General features: G+C 60.9%; 16 protein-coding genes. 10 read left to right on the top strand and 6 right to left on the bottom strand.

Annotated features, from left to right (window positions below):
• Position 1: 1 nt before the first annotated feature.
• On the top strand, positions 2-520 hold the full coding sequence (locus C7H85_RS10445; RefSeq protein WP_106729644.1) for a DUF3833 domain-containing protein: 519 nt from the start codon (positions 2-4) through the stop codon (positions 518-520).
• Between the two features lie 14 nt (positions 521-534).
• Here the strand turns inward: C7H85_RS10445 and yfbR are convergent, their stop codons facing one another.
• Positions 535-1,128: a 5'-deoxynucleotidase gene (gene yfbR, locus C7H85_RS10440; RefSeq protein ID WP_106729643.1), complete on the bottom strand. Its 594-nt coding sequence runs from the start codon at positions 1,126-1,128 to the stop codon at positions 535-537.
• 68 nt (positions 1,129-1,196) lie between these two features.
• On the opposite strand from yfbR, the gene C7H85_RS10435 reads away from it, so the two are divergent.
• Positions 1,197-1,493, top strand: coding sequence for a DUF1244 domain-containing protein (locus C7H85_RS10435; protein ID WP_106729642.1), 297 nt, complete (start codon positions 1,197-1,199; stop codon positions 1,491-1,493).
• A gap of 193 nt (positions 1,494-1,686) precedes the next feature.
• Here C7H85_RS10435 and purU read toward each other — a convergent pair whose 3' ends face one another.
• The 3 genes from purU to C7H85_RS10420 all read right to left on the bottom strand — a co-directional run bounded on the left by purU (position 1,687) and on the right by C7H85_RS10420 (position 4,086).
• On the bottom strand, positions 1,687-2,523 hold the full coding sequence (gene purU, locus C7H85_RS10430; protein ID WP_106729641.1) for a formyltetrahydrofolate deformylase: 837 nt from the start codon (positions 2,521-2,523) through the stop codon (positions 1,687-1,689).
• Between the two features lie 38 nt (positions 2,524-2,561).
• Positions 2,562-3,023, bottom strand: coding sequence for a YchJ family protein (locus C7H85_RS10425; protein ID WP_106729640.1), 462 nt, complete (start codon positions 3,021-3,023; stop codon positions 2,562-2,564).
• Between the two features lie 106 nt (positions 3,024-3,129).
• A complete protein-coding gene (locus C7H85_RS10420; protein ID WP_106729639.1) occupies positions 3,130-4,086 on the bottom strand; it encodes an OmpA family protein in 957 nt (318 codons plus the stop codon).
• 407 nt (positions 4,087-4,493) lie between these two features.
• On the opposite strand from C7H85_RS10420, the gene C7H85_RS10415 reads away from it, so the two are divergent.
• From C7H85_RS10415 to C7H85_RS10380, 8 genes are all read left to right on the top strand, one after another.
• A complete protein-coding gene (locus C7H85_RS10415) occupies positions 4,494-4,754 on the top strand; it encodes a helix-turn-helix domain-containing protein (protein WP_106729638.1) in 261 nt (86 codons plus the stop codon).
• 192 nt (positions 4,755-4,946) lie between these two features.
• Positions 4,947-5,639, top strand: a complete 693-nt coding sequence (locus tag C7H85_RS10410; protein ID WP_106729682.1) for a M48 family metallopeptidase — start codon at positions 4,947-4,949, stop codon at positions 5,637-5,639.
• A gap of 8 nt (positions 5,640-5,647) precedes the next feature.
• Positions 5,648-6,568 (top strand): ROK family protein, encoded by a 921-nt coding sequence (locus C7H85_RS10405; protein ID WP_106729637.1) that lies wholly within the window; start codon positions 5,648-5,650, stop codon positions 6,566-6,568.
• Between the two features lie 51 nt (positions 6,569-6,619).
• The gene (gene bamJ, locus C7H85_RS10400; protein ID WP_106729636.1) at positions 6,620-7,231 is read left to right on the top strand and encodes a BamJ family beta-barrel-assembly machinery protein; all 612 of its coding nucleotides are present in this window, start codon (positions 6,620-6,622) and stop codon (positions 7,229-7,231) included.
• Between the two features lie 130 nt (positions 7,232-7,361).
• The gene (dapB, locus tag C7H85_RS10395; protein ID WP_106729635.1) at positions 7,362-8,174 is read left to right on the top strand and encodes a 4-hydroxy-tetrahydrodipicolinate reductase; all 813 of its coding nucleotides are present in this window, start codon (positions 7,362-7,364) and stop codon (positions 8,172-8,174) included.
• A gap of 416 nt (positions 8,175-8,590) precedes the next feature.
• The gene (gene carA / locus C7H85_RS10390; protein ID WP_106729634.1) at positions 8,591-9,727 is read left to right on the top strand and encodes a glutamine-hydrolyzing carbamoyl-phosphate synthase small subunit; all 1,137 of its coding nucleotides are present in this window, start codon (positions 8,591-8,593) and stop codon (positions 9,725-9,727) included.
• 19 nt (positions 9,728-9,746) lie between these two features.
• Complete coding sequence (gene carB / locus C7H85_RS10385) at positions 9,747-12,974, top strand: carbamoyl-phosphate synthase large subunit (protein WP_106729633.1); 3,228 nt, start codon at positions 9,747-9,749, stop codon at positions 12,972-12,974.
• A gap of 263 nt (positions 12,975-13,237) precedes the next feature.
• Positions 13,238-13,441 carry a cold-shock protein gene (locus tag C7H85_RS10380; protein ID WP_094038042.1) on the top strand — a complete coding sequence of 68 codons (204 nt, stop codon included), beginning with the start codon at positions 13,238-13,240 and terminating at the stop codon, positions 13,439-13,441.
• Positions 13,442-13,597: 156 nt separating this feature from the next.
• Here C7H85_RS10380 and ruvX read toward each other — a convergent pair whose 3' ends face one another.
• Together ruvX and C7H85_RS10370 are read right to left on the bottom strand one after the other, a co-directional pair.
• Positions 13,598-14,014 (bottom strand): Holliday junction resolvase RuvX, encoded by a 417-nt coding sequence (ruvX, locus tag C7H85_RS10375; RefSeq protein WP_106729632.1) that lies wholly within the window; start codon positions 14,012-14,014, stop codon positions 13,598-13,600.
• Positions 14,011-14,565, bottom strand: coding sequence for a YqgE/AlgH family protein (locus C7H85_RS10370; RefSeq protein ID WP_106729631.1), 555 nt, complete (start codon positions 14,563-14,565; stop codon positions 14,011-14,013). The genes ruvX and C7H85_RS10370 overlap by 4 nt, the downstream gene beginning before the upstream one ends.
• Positions 14,566-14,632: the final 67 nt, after the last annotated feature.

The raw sequence follows: 14,632 nt of genomic DNA, 5'->3' as shown, positions 1-14,632 counted from the left end.
TATGCGTCCGTTGCTGTTGGGCCTGAGCCTGTTGCTGATGTCGTGCGGCAGCACCATCGATGATTATGGAAACACCGGGCCGGCCTTCGAGCTGGACCGCTTCTTCAACGGTGAACTGGTCGCCTATGGCCTGGTACAGGACAGATCGGGCAAGGTGCTGCGCCGGTTCAGGGTGGACATGGTCGGTCGCTGGAAAGGCAACAAGGGGGTGCTGGAGGAGGATTTTCGCTATGACGACGGTGAAACCCAGCGTCGGGTCTGGTATCTGGAGAAGGGGCCCGACGGCCACTACAGCGGCACCGCCGCCGACGTGCTCGAGCCGGCCGCCGGCCGGGCCCGGGGCTTTGCCCTCAACTGGCGCTATACCCTGGCGGTGCCGGTCGACGGCGAGATATGGGCACTCCACTTCAACGACTGGATGTACCTGCTCGACGAGGACCGGCTGATCAACAGAGCCGAGATGAGCAAGTGGGGCTTTCGGGTCGGCGAGGTCACCCTGTGGATCGAACGCAAGGGGTAGGCCCGCCGGCGTGCTCAGAATTCGGGGCTCGAGATCTCGTCCAGCGTCAGGGAGAAACTGGGGGCGAACACCGCCAGGAAATAGCGGATTTCCTCGTTCATGCGCTGCTCCAGCATGGCGATGAGCCGTTTCCTGGCCGGGGCGAATTCCCGGTTGCCGGCGGTGAGTTCTTCCTCGCACTTCAGGTAGGCGCAGAGGATGTCCGCCGCTTTCACCAGTTGCCCGTAGTCGTCGTCCGGATGACCGCTGAGCAGGGGAGCGTAGGCCGGTTGCAATTCGGCGGGCAGCATCTTCAGCAGCGTCGCCTCCGCATTTTTCTCGATGTCCTTGTAGGCCCGGGCGATGTCCTCGTTGAAGTATTTCACCGGCGTGGGCAGGTCACCGGTCAGCACCTCGCTGGCGTCATGATAGAGGGCCCGCATGGCCGCCTGGGCCGGATCCAGGCGGCCGTTGAAGCAGGTATTCCTGATCACCGCCAGGGCATGGGCCACCATGGCCACCTGCAGGCTGTGCTCGGCCACGTTTTCCCGTTCGATATTGCGCATCAGCGGCCAGCGCTGGATCAGTTTCATGCGGGCCATATGGGCGAAGAAGTGGCTGCGACTCATGGGCTTGCCTGTTTTGTTGGGGAGCGATGTCGTTATAATGGCATCAACCGACCCTGATGGAGAAGAGAATGGACAAGCAAACCCAAACCGAGCTGGAAGCGGCCGCCTTTCGCACCCTGCTGGCGCACCTGGACAAGCGCAAGGACGTACAGAATATCGATTTGATGAACCTCGCCGGTTTCTGTCGCAACTGCCTGAGCAAGTGGTACCTGGCCGCCGCCGAGGAGCGCGGGCTGGAGATGGACTACGACCAGGCCCGGGAGCGGGTGTACGGCATGCCCTACGAGGAATGGAAGGCGAAATACCAGCAGGAAGCCACGGCCGAGCAGAAGGCGGCGTTTGAGCGAAGCCACAAGCACGACTGAATAAAAACGGGAAGCCCTGGCTTCCCGTTTGCAGATCAATGCCTTGGCTCCAGCGGTTCATCGGCCATACTGATGCGGTGGGCAAAGGGCCGGCTCTGCCGACCATGAAATGCCAGGGATGGCATTTCGAGCCCACATGGATGTGTTCACGGCGTGTCGGCGGAGTTGGCTCTTTGGCCGAGGTTTGGAGGCGTTATTTAAACACCACCGTCTTGTTGCCGTAGACGAAGACCTTTTCCTCCAGTACCAGGTTGAGCGCCCGGCTCAGCACCGACTTTTCCACGTCCCGCCCGGCCTTGGCCATGTCCTGGGCGGAGAAGGTATGGTTCACGTGGCTGACGTCCTGCTCGATGATCGGGCCCTCGTCCAGGTCGTCGGTCACGAAGTGAGCGGTGGCGCCGATCATCTTCACGCCGCGCTCATAGGCCTGCCGGTAGGGGCTGGCGCCGACGAAGGCGGGCAGGAAGGAGTGGTGGATGTTGATGATGCGCTGGCGATAGCGGGCCACGAATTCGGGGCTCAGGATGCGCATGTACTTGGCCAGCACCACGTAGTCGGGCTGGTAGCGGTCGATGATCTCCGCCAGCCGCTGCTCGTGCTCGGCCCGGTTCAGCCCTTCGTGGGACACGGTGTGGTAGGGGATGTCGAACTTTTCGGTCAGCGAGCCCAGCACATCGTAGTTGCCGACCACGGCGGCGATGTCGATGTTCATGGCCCCGGCGTAGTTCTTCATCAGGATATCGCCCAGGCAGTGGGCTTCCTTGGTCACCAGTATCACCACCCGCTTGCTGCCGGCCGGCACCAGCCGGCGCTGGCTGCCCTGGGGCAGGGCGTCGTCCAGATCGGCGAGCAGGGTATGGTCGTTGAAGATGCCCTCCAGCTCGGTGCGCATGAAGAAGTGGCCGTTGTCGTAGTCCACAAACTCGTCGTTACGGATGATGTTGAGCTGATGCTTGTAACAGATATTGGTGATCTTGGAGATCAGTCCCTTGGCGTCGGGACAATGGGTAAGCAGTATTTTTCGTTCCATTATGGGTGATCTGTCTGAGTTGATTGGAATCGGTCGAGTCAGCGCCTGGCGCAGCACTGTTTGTATTTTTTGCCGCTGTCGCAGGGGCAGGGTTGGTTGGCCCCGCTCTTGGGCGGGTTGAACTGGCCTGAATGGTACACCCAAGGGCCTTCATGGCGAACGAAGCGGGAGCGTTCGTGCAGCAGTACCACCCGCCCGTCTTCTTTGTAGCGGACCTTGAACTCCACCTCGCCTTCCTTGTCGGCTGCTGTGCCCCGGGCAAAGACGATGGTCAGCCCCAGCCAGTCGGTCTCCAGGCCGGAGCGGGCCAGGGTGGCGGCATCCAGTTCGCCCAGGGTATCCGGATGCCAGCTTTGCACCAGGTAATCCCCCAGGCCCAGCCGGTAGGCGCTATAGCGGGAGCGCATCAGCGCCAGGGGCGTGGGAGCGGGGAGCCGTCCCTGCAGGTAGGGTTCACAGCATTGGGCAAAGGGTTGCTGGCTATGGCAATAGCAAGGCATCAGGGGTCCGGAGTTAAAAGGAAAACAGTATGCCATGGTCCCGGCGGGATGCGAAAAAGAAAAAACGGCTCCGCAGAGCCGTTTGGGATACAGTCGAAAAGCGGTCTTATTCGATGATTTCGACCTGGATGGTGGCCTGGGCCTTGGCATCCACGCGACGATCGCGCTGACGCTCGGCTTCGGTCACGCCTTCAGCCAGTTCGCTGCCGTACCAGGCAGTCTGGATGTTCTGGGCGGCGACGCCACGCTGAACCAGGTAGTCCTTGGCGGCCATGGCGCGACGCTCGGACAGGCGACGGTTGTACTCGGCGCTGCCCAGGCGGTCGGCATAACCGGCCAGTTCAACCTGATAGTCCGGGTTTTCCTGGGCGAAGCGGGCAACTTCATCCAGGGTGGCGCGGGACTCGGCGGACAGATCGGACTTGTCGAAGGCGAAGTAGATGGAGCCGTCGGCGGTCACGGTACGGGTTTCGTAGGTCACTTCGGGCTCAGGCTGGGGAGCTACCGGTGCCACCGGAGCGGGGGCGGCGCCACCACGGTTCGGGTGCAGCACCAGTTCCAGCATGAAGTTGTTTACGTCGCTTTCATAACCGTTGTTGGACAGGTCGCCCAGATCTTCGATACGGCGGTAGCGGGCCTGTACGTCGACCAGGTCGGAGGCGCGGTAGGTCAGACCCAGGCCGGCCATCGGAGAAAGGCCTTCGTCGTTAACGCCGCGCATGGCTTTCCAGCCCAGGGCACCGGCTTCACCGAACACGGAAAACTGTTCGTTCAGCGGCAGGCGGCCGATGGCGGACAGGTTCAGGGCGTGAGCACGGGTGGCGCCGCCGTCAAACAGGGTGTAACCGAACTCGGCACCGAAGTTTTCGTTGAAGTTGTAACCGGTGAAGGCATTAACGGAAAGCGGGTTTTCTTTTACGGCCGGCAGGGTGTCGTTGATGTCTTCGAAGTTGGATACACCAACACCGCCGCCCAGGTACCAGTCGTTGGCCTGAACACCGGCGGAAACACCGGCGGTAGCCAGCGCGATTGCAATCAGAGAAGGAGCCACTGTCTTTTTCATTTTGTCTTCCTCATTTTATGAGAACTCGGCGGTGCCGAAATAAATGTACCACCGGCGTCTTTCTGCCGGTGCAGTGCGGGAAGTCCTTAATATTTTAGTTGTTCAGGGACTGTCCAGTTGGACTCCAGTATCCCGTTCAGTGTACCCGCACGACACCAAGATTAGCCGTTTTTACGGGTAGCGACAAGCAGTGGCCTGGGGGGATGGGCTAGAATTGTCGCAGCTTTTGCATTTCGGGGATGCATTTTAACACGACGTTAAAGTTTCATAAGAGTCTTTCCTTAGGTGTTTTTTATTTATTTTTGTCAAAATTTGACCAGTTCATAACGAGTCTCTCTACTGGTGTTAAACTGATAGACAAGGTCATGCCAGTTGTTATCGGAACCCTCGATAGGAGTAGCAAGGTTATGAATCCTGACACCAGTCTGGTCGGAAAAAAAATCCGACAAATCCGTGAGGCGATGGGACTCAGCCGCCCCAAATTTGCTGAGCTGCTCCAGGTGCCTCCGACCACCCTGAAAAACTACGAGCTGGGCTACCGGGAGGTGGGTGGTGCCTTTCTGGTCGCGCTGGCCCAGCATCCGGAACTGCACAAGTTCACGCTCTGGCTGCTGTCGGACAGGACCCTGGAGGAGGCCGGCCAGGTCAGCCCGGGGTCGGAGTCCTGACGCCAGGGATTTTGTCCGGGCCGGCTGATTTCGGGCCCGGCTTTGTGCTAGAAAGAACGAACACGTCCATGGTCTTTCAATGAGGTTATTGCTGTGCGTTCCATTTTTGTGCTCTTGGCCTGTAGTTTCTTGTTTGCCTGCAGTCAGTCGCCGACCGGGCGCAGCCAGGTACTGCTGTTTTCGGAAGCCGATATGCAAAAGCTAGGGGAAAGCTCCTTTACCCAGATAAAGGAACAGGAAAAAATTAGCACCAGCAGGGCGGATACGGCCTATGTACAGTGCATCGCCAACCAGCTGGTGGCGGAAGTGCCCGCCAGCTACGGCCAGAGCCGGTGGGAGGTGGTGGTGTTCGACTCGCCCCAGGTCAATGCCTTCGCCCTGCCCGGTGGCAAGGTCGGGGTTTACAGCGGCCTGCTCAAGGTGGCGAAAAATCAGGATCAGGTGGCGGCGGTGGTCGGCCATGAAATCGCCCACGTACTGGCGCGCCACAGCAATGAGCGAGTATCCCGTACCCAACTGACCAACATGGGGCTGAGCGCCGCCGATCTGGCACTGGGGCAATCGGGGCTGCGTCAGCCGGCCATGGCGGCCCTGGGGCTGGGCGTGCAGGTCGGTTATCTGTTGCCTTATGGCCGCGAGCAGGAAGCCGAGGCGGACCGGCTGGGCCTGGAAATGATGGCGCGGGCCGGCTTCAATCCGGAGCAGTCCATCGATCTGTGGCGTAATATGTCGGCGGCGGCGTCCGGCCGGCAACCGCCTGAACTGCTCTCGACCCACCCCTCCCATGGCACCCGTATTCAGGAGCTGAATGCCGCCATGCCGAGTGCCAGCGCCCTTTATCAACAGGCTCGGACCCAGGGCAAGACGCCCACCTGTCGTCGCTAAGGGTAACCATGTATTACGGTTTTGATATCGGCGGAAGCAAGATTGCTTTCGCCGTTTTTGACGATGAGTTCAATGAGCGTGAACGCTCCCTGCATCCGACGCCGGCCCGGGATTACCCCGCCTTTCTGACCTTGCTGCTGACGCTGGTGCGGCAGGCGGACGCCCGCTGGGGCGGAGCGGGGACGGTCGGGCTCGGTTTCCCGGGCGTTCTGGATGTCCGGGGACGGATCCTGGCCCCCAATGTGCCGGCCATCGATGGCCGCGATCTGCTCGGCGATCTGCGGCCGCAGTTGGACCGGCCGCTTTGTGCGGACAATGACGCCAACTGTTTTCTGCTGTCGGAATACCATCGGGGGGCAGTTGCCGGCGCCGGCCTGGCCCTGGGGCTGACCCTGGGCACCGGGGTGGGGGGGGGCTTGATCCATGACGGCCGCCTGATCAACAGCCGCCGTGGCGGCTGTGGCGAATTCGGCCATGGCGGCATCAACGCGTCCCTGCTTCGGCGCTATCCGGAGCTGCCCCTGTATGAGTGCGGCTGCGGCCTGCCGGGGTGCCTGGAAACCTATGTCTCCGGCACCGGCCTGAGCCGGCTTTACCGGCACTGCGGGGGACAGGAGCGGGATGGCAAGGGGGTGATCGCCGCCTGGCAGCAGGGGGAGGCGCAGGCGGGGCACTGCATGTCGCTTTACCTGGACATACTGGCTGCGGGGGTGGGGGCCATGATGACCCAGCTCGATCCGGATGCGGTGGTGCTGGGGGGCGGACTCAGCGAGTATCCCTGGCTGTATCGGGAACTGGGTACGCGCCTGCCCGAATATCTGATGGCCGGAGTCAGCGCGGCACCGGTGATCGCGCCGGTATTCGGCGGGGCCGGGGGGGTGCGCGGCGCTGCATTATTGGCCAGGCACGCGTCCTTGCCATTTAGCTGACCGGCTTATTTTGTTAGCATGACTTTTTTGTACCCAAACAGAGGGAATGTCATGTCGTCATATGAGACAGTAGAGCAGCAGGCCAGCTACGGTATCGGCCGCCAAATCGGTGACCAACTGGCCCAGCAATCATTTGAAGGGCTGGAGATATCTGCCGTGCAGCAGGGCCTGGCCGACGCCCTCAACGGGGTTGACTTCGCCGTGTCCCGCGAAGACATCAACGGTGCCTTTCAGGTGATCACCCAGCGTATGCAGGAGCAGCAGGCGGCCCAGTCTTCCCAGGCCAGGGAAGAAGAAGCGGCCTTCTTCGCCGCCAACGGCGAGCGTGCCGAAGTCGAGCAAACCGAATCCGGCCTGCAGTACGAAGTCCTGGCCCAGGGGGACGGCGCCAAGCCCGCCGCCACCGACACTGTGCGCGTGCACTACCACGGCACCTTTACCGATGGCTCCGTGTTCGACAGCTCGGTGCTGCGTGGCGAGCCGGCCCAGTTCCCGGTCAACGGCGTGATCAAGGGATGGGTGGAAGCCCTGCAACTGATGCCGGTCGGCTCCAAGTGGAAGCTGTACGTACCCCATCACCTGGCCTACGGCGAACAGGGTGCCGGTTCCATCCCGCCCTGCTCAACCCTGGTGTTCGAAGTGGAACTGCTCGAGATCGCCTGAGTCTGAAAAAACCGGCAGCCGCCGGTTTTTTTATGTCCATCCTTTGGGCAACGGAGAATTTGCAAGCCGGCGCTTATCTGGCAAACTTCGGGTCTATTCTTGGCAATCGTATCAATAAGGAAAGAACAGCATGACAAATCCGGTTCGCATCGCCGTCGCCGGCTGTAATGGACGCATGGGCAAGGTACTGGTGGAGTCCGTGACCAATACCGACGGCGTCGTCCTGACCGCCGCCATCGAGCATGCCGGCTCCAGTGTACTGGGCGTGGATGCGGGCGAGCTGGCCAATGTGGGACGCCTGGGGGTGACGGTGAGTGCCAGTCTGGCGGCGGTGATCGACCAGGTCGACGTCATTATCGATTTCACCCGCCCGGAAGCCACCCTGGCCAATATCGCCCTGGCCAAGGCCCACGGCAAGCGGCTGGTGATCGGCACTACCGGTTTTGATGAGGTGCAGAAGGCGGAGATCCACGCCGCCGTCGCCGACACCGCCATGGTGATGGCGTCCAACTACAGCGTCGGCGTGAACCTGGTGTTCAAGCTGCTGGAGCAGGCGGCCCGGGTGATGGGGGATTACACCGATATCGAAATCGTCGAAGCCCACCACCGTTTCAAGGTGGATGCGCCTTCCGGCACCGCGCTCAGCATGGGCGAGGTGATCGCCGATACCCTGGGACGTGATCTCAAGCAATGCGCCGTTTATGGTCGCGAAGGCATCACCGGCGAACGGGATCGCAACACCATCGGCTTCGCCACGGTGCGGGCCGGCGATATCGTGGGTGAACACACCGCCATGTTCGTGGACATCGGCGAAAGGGTGGAGATCACCCACAAGGCATCCAACCGCCTGACCTTCGCCAATGGCGCCGTACGGGCCGCGGCCTGGATTGCCGCCCAGCAGCCGGGTCTTTACGACATGCAGGATGTCTTGAATTTAAAATAATTCATCGTTATGCAGCCGTGCAGGCCGGTCGGACATGAGCTGCCTGGCCTGCGAGCGCTTTTTCAGGATGGTTTTTTCTTGTGTTTAATTTTTATATTATTGTTTTTTAACGTTTATTTTTTGTTTTTTGCAAATAGGATGATAATTTTCAAGTAAAGCAATTCAATGCCTATTTTTATATGGTTGCTAAAATAATTTTTATTAATTATCTATTTTTTTTGATTTTAAATTCATTTCTGGCCAAGTGTTCCATGCGTCGGCGTGTTTTCGTCAAAAAAATTTGTCGAAAACGCCGCTTTTATATAAAATACGCAGAATTTGCCCAGTATTAGCCGAGATGCAGTAAAATTTTTTTGTCTGCAGCTCGGGACAGCCAGGTAAATTGTTGATTTATAAGAATTAACTTGGAGGTTGTCTTGACTCACTCAGCGCTGCTCGTATTGGAAGACGGTTCGGTCTTCCGCGGTACAGCCATCGGTGCCGACGGTTGTTCCGTAGGTGAAGTGGTATTCAATACGTCGATGACGGGATACCAGGAAATCCTCACCGACCCGTCCTATTCCCGCCAGATCGTTACGCTTACTTATCCTCATATAGGCAATACCGGCACTAATGCTGAAGACGAAGAGTCCGATCAAGTCCATGCCCAGGGCCTGATCATCCGCGATCTCCCGATCATCGCCTCTAACTTCCGCAACCAGCGCTCGCTGTCCGATTACCTCAAAGCCCATAACATAGTGGGTATTGCCGATATCGATACCCGCAAGCTGACCCGCATCCTGCGCGAGAAGGGCGCCCAGGCCGGTTGCATCCTGGCCGGCAAGGATCTGGATGAAGCCAAGGCCCTGGCCGAAGCCCGTGCCTTCCCCGGCCTGAAAGGCATGGATCTGGCCAAGGAAGTAACCACCCGCGAAGCCTACCCTTGGCGTGAGGGCAGTTGGACCCTGGGCCAGGGCCACAGCAAGCCCGCCGAAAGTGAGTTGCCCTACCATGTGGTGGCCTACGACTACGGCGTCAAGCGCAACATACTGCGCATGCTGGTCGACCGCGGCTGCCGCCTGACCGTGGTACCGGCCCAGACCCCGGCCGTCGAGGTGCTGGCGATGAAGCCGGACGGTATTTTCCTGTCCAACGGCCCCGGCGATCCCGAGCCCTGCGACTATGCCATCAGCGCCATCCAAAGCTTCCTCGAGACCGACACGCCGGTGTTCGGCATCTGCCTCGGCCATCAGCTGCTTGGCCTGGCCAGCGGTGCCAACACCGTCAAGATGAAGTTCGGCCACCACGGCGCCAACCACCCGGTCAAGGATCTGGACAAGGGCGTGGTGATGATCACCAGTCAGAATCACGGCTTTGCGGTAGACGAAGCCACCCTGCCGGCCAATGTGCGGGTGACCCACAAGTCGCTGTTCGACGGCTCCCTGCAGGGGATTCATCGTACCGACAAGCCGGCCTTCAGCTTCCAGGGCCACCCCGAAGCGAGCCCGGGTCCGCACGAAGCCGCCGACCTGTTCGACCACTTTATCGATTTGATTAAGCAGTACCGCGCGTAATTAGGAGTAGGGAAGAGTCATGCCAAAACGTACAGACATACAGAGCATTCTGATCCTGGGCGCTGGCCCCATCGTGATCGGCCAGGCCTGTGAATTCGACTACTCCGGCGCCCAGGCTTGCAAGGCCCTGCGGGAAGAAGGCTACCGCGTCATCCTGGTCAACTCCAACCCGGCCACCATCATGACCGATCCGGAGATGGCCGACGCCACCTATATCGAACCCATTCACTGGGAAGTGGTGCGTCGCATCATCGAGAAAGAGCGCCCCGATGCGGTGCTGCCCACCATGGGCGGCCAGACCGCCCTCAACTGCGCCCTGGAGCTGGAAAAGCACGGGGTGCTGGCCGAGTTCGGGGTGGAGATGATCGGCGCCACCGCCGACGCCATCGACAAGGCGGAAGACCGCTATCGCTTCGACCAAGCGATGAAGAGCATCGGCCTGGAGTGTCCCCGCGCCGGCATCGCCCACAACATGGACGAAGCCTACGGGGTGCTGGACCAGGTGGGTTTCCCCTGCATCATCCGCCCCTCCTTTACCATGGGCGGTACCGGCGGCGGCATCGCCTACAACCGGGAAGAATTCGAGGAAATCTGTACCCGCGGCCTGGATCTGTCGCCCACCAGCGAACTGCTGATCGATGAGTCCCTGATTGGCTGGAAAGAGTACGAGATGGAAGTGGTGCGGGATCGCAACGACAACTGCATCATCGTCTGCGCCATCGAGAACTTCGACGCCATGGGCGTGCACACCGGTGACTCCATTACCGTTGCGCCAGCCCAGACCCTGACCGACAAGGAATACCAGCTGATGCGCAACGCCTCCATGGCGGTGCTGCGCGAAATCGGCGTGGAAACCGGCGGGTCCAACGTCCAGTTCGGCATCGATCCCAAGACCGGGCGTATGGTCATCATCGAGATGAACCCGCGGGTGTCCCGTTCTTCCGCCCTGGCCTCCAAGGCGACCGGCTTCCCCATCGCCAAGGTGGCGGCCAAGCTGGCCATCGGTTACACCCTGGACGAGCTGCAGAACGACATTACCGGCGGCCTGACCCCGGCCTCGTTCGAGCCGGCCATCGACTACGTGGTCACCAAGGTGCCGCGTTTCAACTTCGAGAAGTTCGCCGGCGCCAACGACCGCCTGACCACCCAGATGAAATCGGTGGGCGAGGTGATGGCCATCGGCCGCAACTTCCAGGAGTCGGTGCAGAAGGCGCTGCGCGGCTTGGAAACCGGCATGCACGGTTTCGATCCCATCGTCGACCTGAACGATCCCGAGAGCCTGGCACGCATCCGCCATGAACTGCAGGAGCCCGGTGCCGAGCGTATCTGGTACATCGCCGATGCCTTCCGGGCCGGCATGAGCGTGGACGGGGTGTTCAAGCTGACCAACGTCGACCGCTGGTTCCTGGTGCAGATCGAAGAGCTGGTCCAGATGGAAGAGCAGGTGAAGGAAGCGGGCATGGCCGGGCTGAGCCCCGAGCTGCTGCGTGCGCTCAAGCGCAAGGGCTTTGCCGATGCGCGCCTGGGCAAGCTGCTGGGCGTGGCCGAAGGCGAGGTGCGCAAGCTGCGTCACCGCCATGAGATCTTCCCGGTGTACAAACGGGTGGATACCTGCGCCGCCGAGTTTGCCACCAACACCGCCTACATGTACTCCAGCTACGACGAGGAGTGCGAGGCCAACCCCACCGACAAGGACAAAATCATCGTGCTGGGTGGCGGCCCCAACCGTATCGGCCAGGGCATCGAGTTCGACTATTGCTGTGTGCATGCCTCGCTCGCCCTGCGTGAGGACGGGTTCGAGACCATCATGGTCAACTGCAACCCGGAAACCGTGTCGACCGACTACGACACTTCCGACCGTCTGTACTTCGAGCCGGTGACCCTGGAAGACGTGCTGGAGATCGTGCGGGTCGAGCAGCCCAAGGGCGTGATCGTCCAGTACGGCGGCCAGACTCCGCTGAAACTGGCTCGGGCCCTGGAAGCGGCCGGGGTGCCCATTATCGGCACCAGCCCGGACGCCATCGACCGGGCCGAGGACCGGGAGCGGTTCCAGCAGGCGGTGGAGCGTCTCGGCCTCAAGCAGCCCCAGAATGCCACCGTGACCGCCATGGAGCAGGCGGTGTCCCTGGCCGAGAAAATCGGCTACCCGCTGGTGGTGCGGCCCTCCTACGTGCTGGGCGGCCGGGCCATGGAAATCGTCTACGACGAGCAGGATCTGCGCCGCTACTTCAACGAGGCGGTGAGCGTGTCCAACGAGTCGCCGGTGCTGCTGGATCGCTTCCTGGACGACGCCACCGAGGTGGATATCGACGCCATCTGCGACGGCAAGGACGTGGTCATCGGCGGCATCATGGAGCACATCGAGCAGGCCGGCGTGCACTCCGGCGACTCCGGCTGCTCCCTGCCGCCCTACACCCTGAGCAAGGCCATCCAGGACGAGATGCGCGAGCAGGTGCGCAAGCTGGCGCTGGAGCTGGGCGTGGTCGGCCTGATGAACGTACAGTTCGCGGTTAAGGGTAGCGACATTTACCTCATCGAGGTGAACCCGCGCGCCGCTCGTACCGTGCCCTTCGTGTCCAAGGCCACCGGCGTGGCCCTGGCCAAGGTGGCGGCCCGGGTGATGGCCGGCAAGTCCCTGGCCGAGCAGGGCGTGACCAAGGAAATCATCCCGCCTTATTACTCGGTCAAGGAAGTGGTGCTGCCGTTCAACAAGTTCCCGGGCGTGGACCCGCTGCTGGGGCCGGAAATGCGCTCCACCGGCGAGGTGATGGGCGTGGGCGAGACCTTCGCCGAGGCCTTCGGCAAGGCCCACCTGGGCGCCGGCAAGGCAGTGCCGAAGGAAGGCCGAGCCCTGCTGTCGGTGCGCCACAGCGACAAGCAGCGGGTGGTCGACCTGGCCGCCAGCCTGGTGGAGGCCGGCTACCAGCTGGACGCCACCCACGGCACCGCCGTGGTACTGGGCGAGGCCAACATCAACCCGCGGCTGGTGAACAAGGTGCACGAAGGCCGTCCGCATATTCTGGATCGCATCAAGAACAACGAGTACAGCTACATCGTGAACACCGCCGAGGGCCGCCAGGCTATCGAGGATTCCCGCCAGCTGCGCCGCGGTGCCCTGAGCCAGAAAGTGTCCTACACCACCACCCTGAACGGGGCCTTCGCCACCGTGATGGCCATGGCGCACGACGCCACCGCTTCGGTGATTTCGGTGCAGGAAATGCACGAGCGGGTCGCCAACGGCAAATAAGCCGGTTGTTCCCGTCATCGGAAATGGAAAAAGGCGCCTGCGGGCGCCTTTTTTCGGTTGTATAAAATTTATTCAAAAATATTGGCGATAGTGTTTGACGCCACCCGGCGACTCCCGTAGAGTGCACCTCAGCAAGATTCTCAAGTTAGCGCGGCCTTTGTATATTGTTGGTTCCTTACGGTTCATCAGTCACCAAGCTTCCCTTATTTGATTTTTGTTGCGTTTTCGAGCATGGCTCATCATCTAAATAAAGGTAAGAAAAAATGGCTAACGGCACCGTAAAATGGTTCAACGAAGCAAAAGGTTTTGGTTTTATTACTCCCGCTGACGGCAGCAAGGATTTGTTTGCCCATTTCTCCGAAATCGTCGGCAGTGGTTTCAAGACCCTGGCCGAAGGTCAGCAGGTATCCTACACCCCGTCTCAGGGTGCCAAGGGCCCGCAGGCATCACAAATCCAGGTACTCTAATCCTCTAAGGATACTGGAGTTCTGCAAAAACCCGCTTCGGCGGGTTTTTTTGTACCCGTAACCGGGAAAGAGAGGCCTGTTGCTGGTGCGGATGGTTATTGACAGACTGAATCATAGTATATCGATGATGCCAGCTTCCAGCTTCCAGCTTCCAGCTTATAGCCGGCTTTCCATCCAGGATTCCAGGATCAGCTGGGCCGAGACCGCGTCCACCGCGTCTTTGCCCAGGGCCTTGTAGCCGCCGGCCTCGAACAACCGGGCGCGGGCGTCGGTGGTGGTGAGCCGTTCGTCCTGCAGCTCGACGGCCAGGCCGAAGCGGCCGTGCAGCCGGTTGGCGAATTTGCGCGCGCGCTGGCTGATGTCCTGCTCGGTGCCGTCCATATTGAGCGGCAGCCCCACCACCAGCAGTGCCGGCTGCCATCCCTTCAGCAGCTTTTCCACCTGTTCCCAGTTGGGCACGCCATCGCTGGCCTTGAGCGCCATCAGGGGGCGGGCCGAGCCAGTGATCTCCTGGCCCACCGCCACGCCGATGCTCTTCAGCCCATAGTCGAAACCGAGCAGGGTCCGGCTCATGCGTGGCCTACCTGGGAGGAGAGCTGGTGCGAATCTACCCCCAGCCGGCCGATGGCCTGGTGCCAGCGCTGGGCGAGGGGGGTGTCGAAGATCAAGTCCGCGTCGGCGGGAATGGTCAGCCAGCTGTTTTCCACCAGTTCCTGCTCCAGTTGACCTGGGGTCCAGCCGGCGTAGCCCAGGGCTACCAGGTATTTGTCCGGCGCCTGCTCGGTACCCAGCACTTCCAGCACGTCGCGGGAGGTGGTGATCATCAGGTCGTCCGCCAGTTGCTGGCTGGAGTTGAAGCCTTCCACCGGGCTGTGCAGAACGAAGCCCCTGTCGGCGGCAACCGGGCCTCCCTGCAGCACCGGCCGGTCGAGCTCCGGGCTGTCTTCCGGCTCCAGCTCGAGCTGGTGCAGCAGCTCATGCACTTTCATATCGATGGGAATATTGATCACCAGCCCCATGGCGCCGTCGTCGTTGTGTTCGCAGATATAGGTGACGGAGCCGGCAAAGAAGGGATCCTTGAGGCTGGGCATGGCGATAAGAAAATGATGTTGCAGTGAGTCCATGGCGTCTCTGTGTTGGTGTTGAGCAAGGCGGCCGGAACAGGCCGGCCGCACGCATTAACGATGCCTT

The organism is Zobellella endophytica (assembly GCF_003012775.1).
GTDB lineage: Bacteria > Pseudomonadota > Gammaproteobacteria > Enterobacterales > Aeromonadaceae > Oceanimonas > Oceanimonas endophytica.
This window is presented reverse-complemented; position numbering and strand designations above follow the sequence as displayed.

Coding starts and splice junctions, on each gene's coding strand:
- C7H85_RS10445 (WP_106729644.1), top strand. CDS start 2: ATGCGTCCGTTGCTGTTGGGCCTGAGCCTGTTGCTGATGTCGTGCGGC.
- yfbR (WP_106729643.1), bottom strand. CDS start 1,128: ATGAGTCGCAGCCACTTCTTCGCCCATATGGCCCGCATGAAACTGATC.
- C7H85_RS10435 (WP_106729642.1), top strand. CDS start 1,197: ATGGACAAGCAAACCCAAACCGAGCTGGAAGCGGCCGCCTTTCGCACC.
- purU (WP_106729641.1), bottom strand. CDS start 2,523: ATGGAACGAAAAATACTGCTTACCCATTGTCCCGACGCCAAGGGACTG.
- C7H85_RS10425 (WP_106729640.1), bottom strand. CDS start 3,023: ATGCCTTGCTATTGCCATAGCCAGCAACCCTTTGCCCAATGCTGTGAA.
- C7H85_RS10420 (WP_106729639.1), bottom strand. CDS start 4,086: ATGAAAAAGACAGTGGCTCCTTCTCTGATTGCAATCGCGCTGGCTACC.
- C7H85_RS10415 (WP_106729638.1), top strand. CDS start 4,494: ATGAATCCTGACACCAGTCTGGTCGGAAAAAAAATCCGACAAATCCGT.
- C7H85_RS10410 (WP_106729682.1), top strand. CDS start 4,947: ATGCAAAAGCTAGGGGAAAGCTCCTTTACCCAGATAAAGGAACAGGAA.
- C7H85_RS10405 (WP_106729637.1), top strand. CDS start 5,648: ATGTATTACGGTTTTGATATCGGCGGAAGCAAGATTGCTTTCGCCGTT.
- bamJ (WP_106729636.1), top strand. CDS start 6,620: ATGTCGTCATATGAGACAGTAGAGCAGCAGGCCAGCTACGGTATCGGC.
- dapB (WP_106729635.1), top strand. CDS start 7,362: ATGACAAATCCGGTTCGCATCGCCGTCGCCGGCTGTAATGGACGCATG.
- carB (WP_106729633.1), top strand. CDS start 9,747: ATGCCAAAACGTACAGACATACAGAGCATTCTGATCCTGGGCGCTGGC.
- C7H85_RS10380 (WP_094038042.1), top strand. CDS start 13,238: ATGGCTAACGGCACCGTAAAATGGTTCAACGAAGCAAAAGGTTTTGGT.
- ruvX (WP_106729632.1), bottom strand. CDS start 14,014: ATGAGCCGGACCCTGCTCGGTTTCGACTATGGGCTGAAGAGCATCGGC.
- C7H85_RS10370 (WP_106729631.1), bottom strand. CDS start 14,565: ATGGACTCACTGCAACATCATTTTCTTATCGCCATGCCCAGCCTCAAG.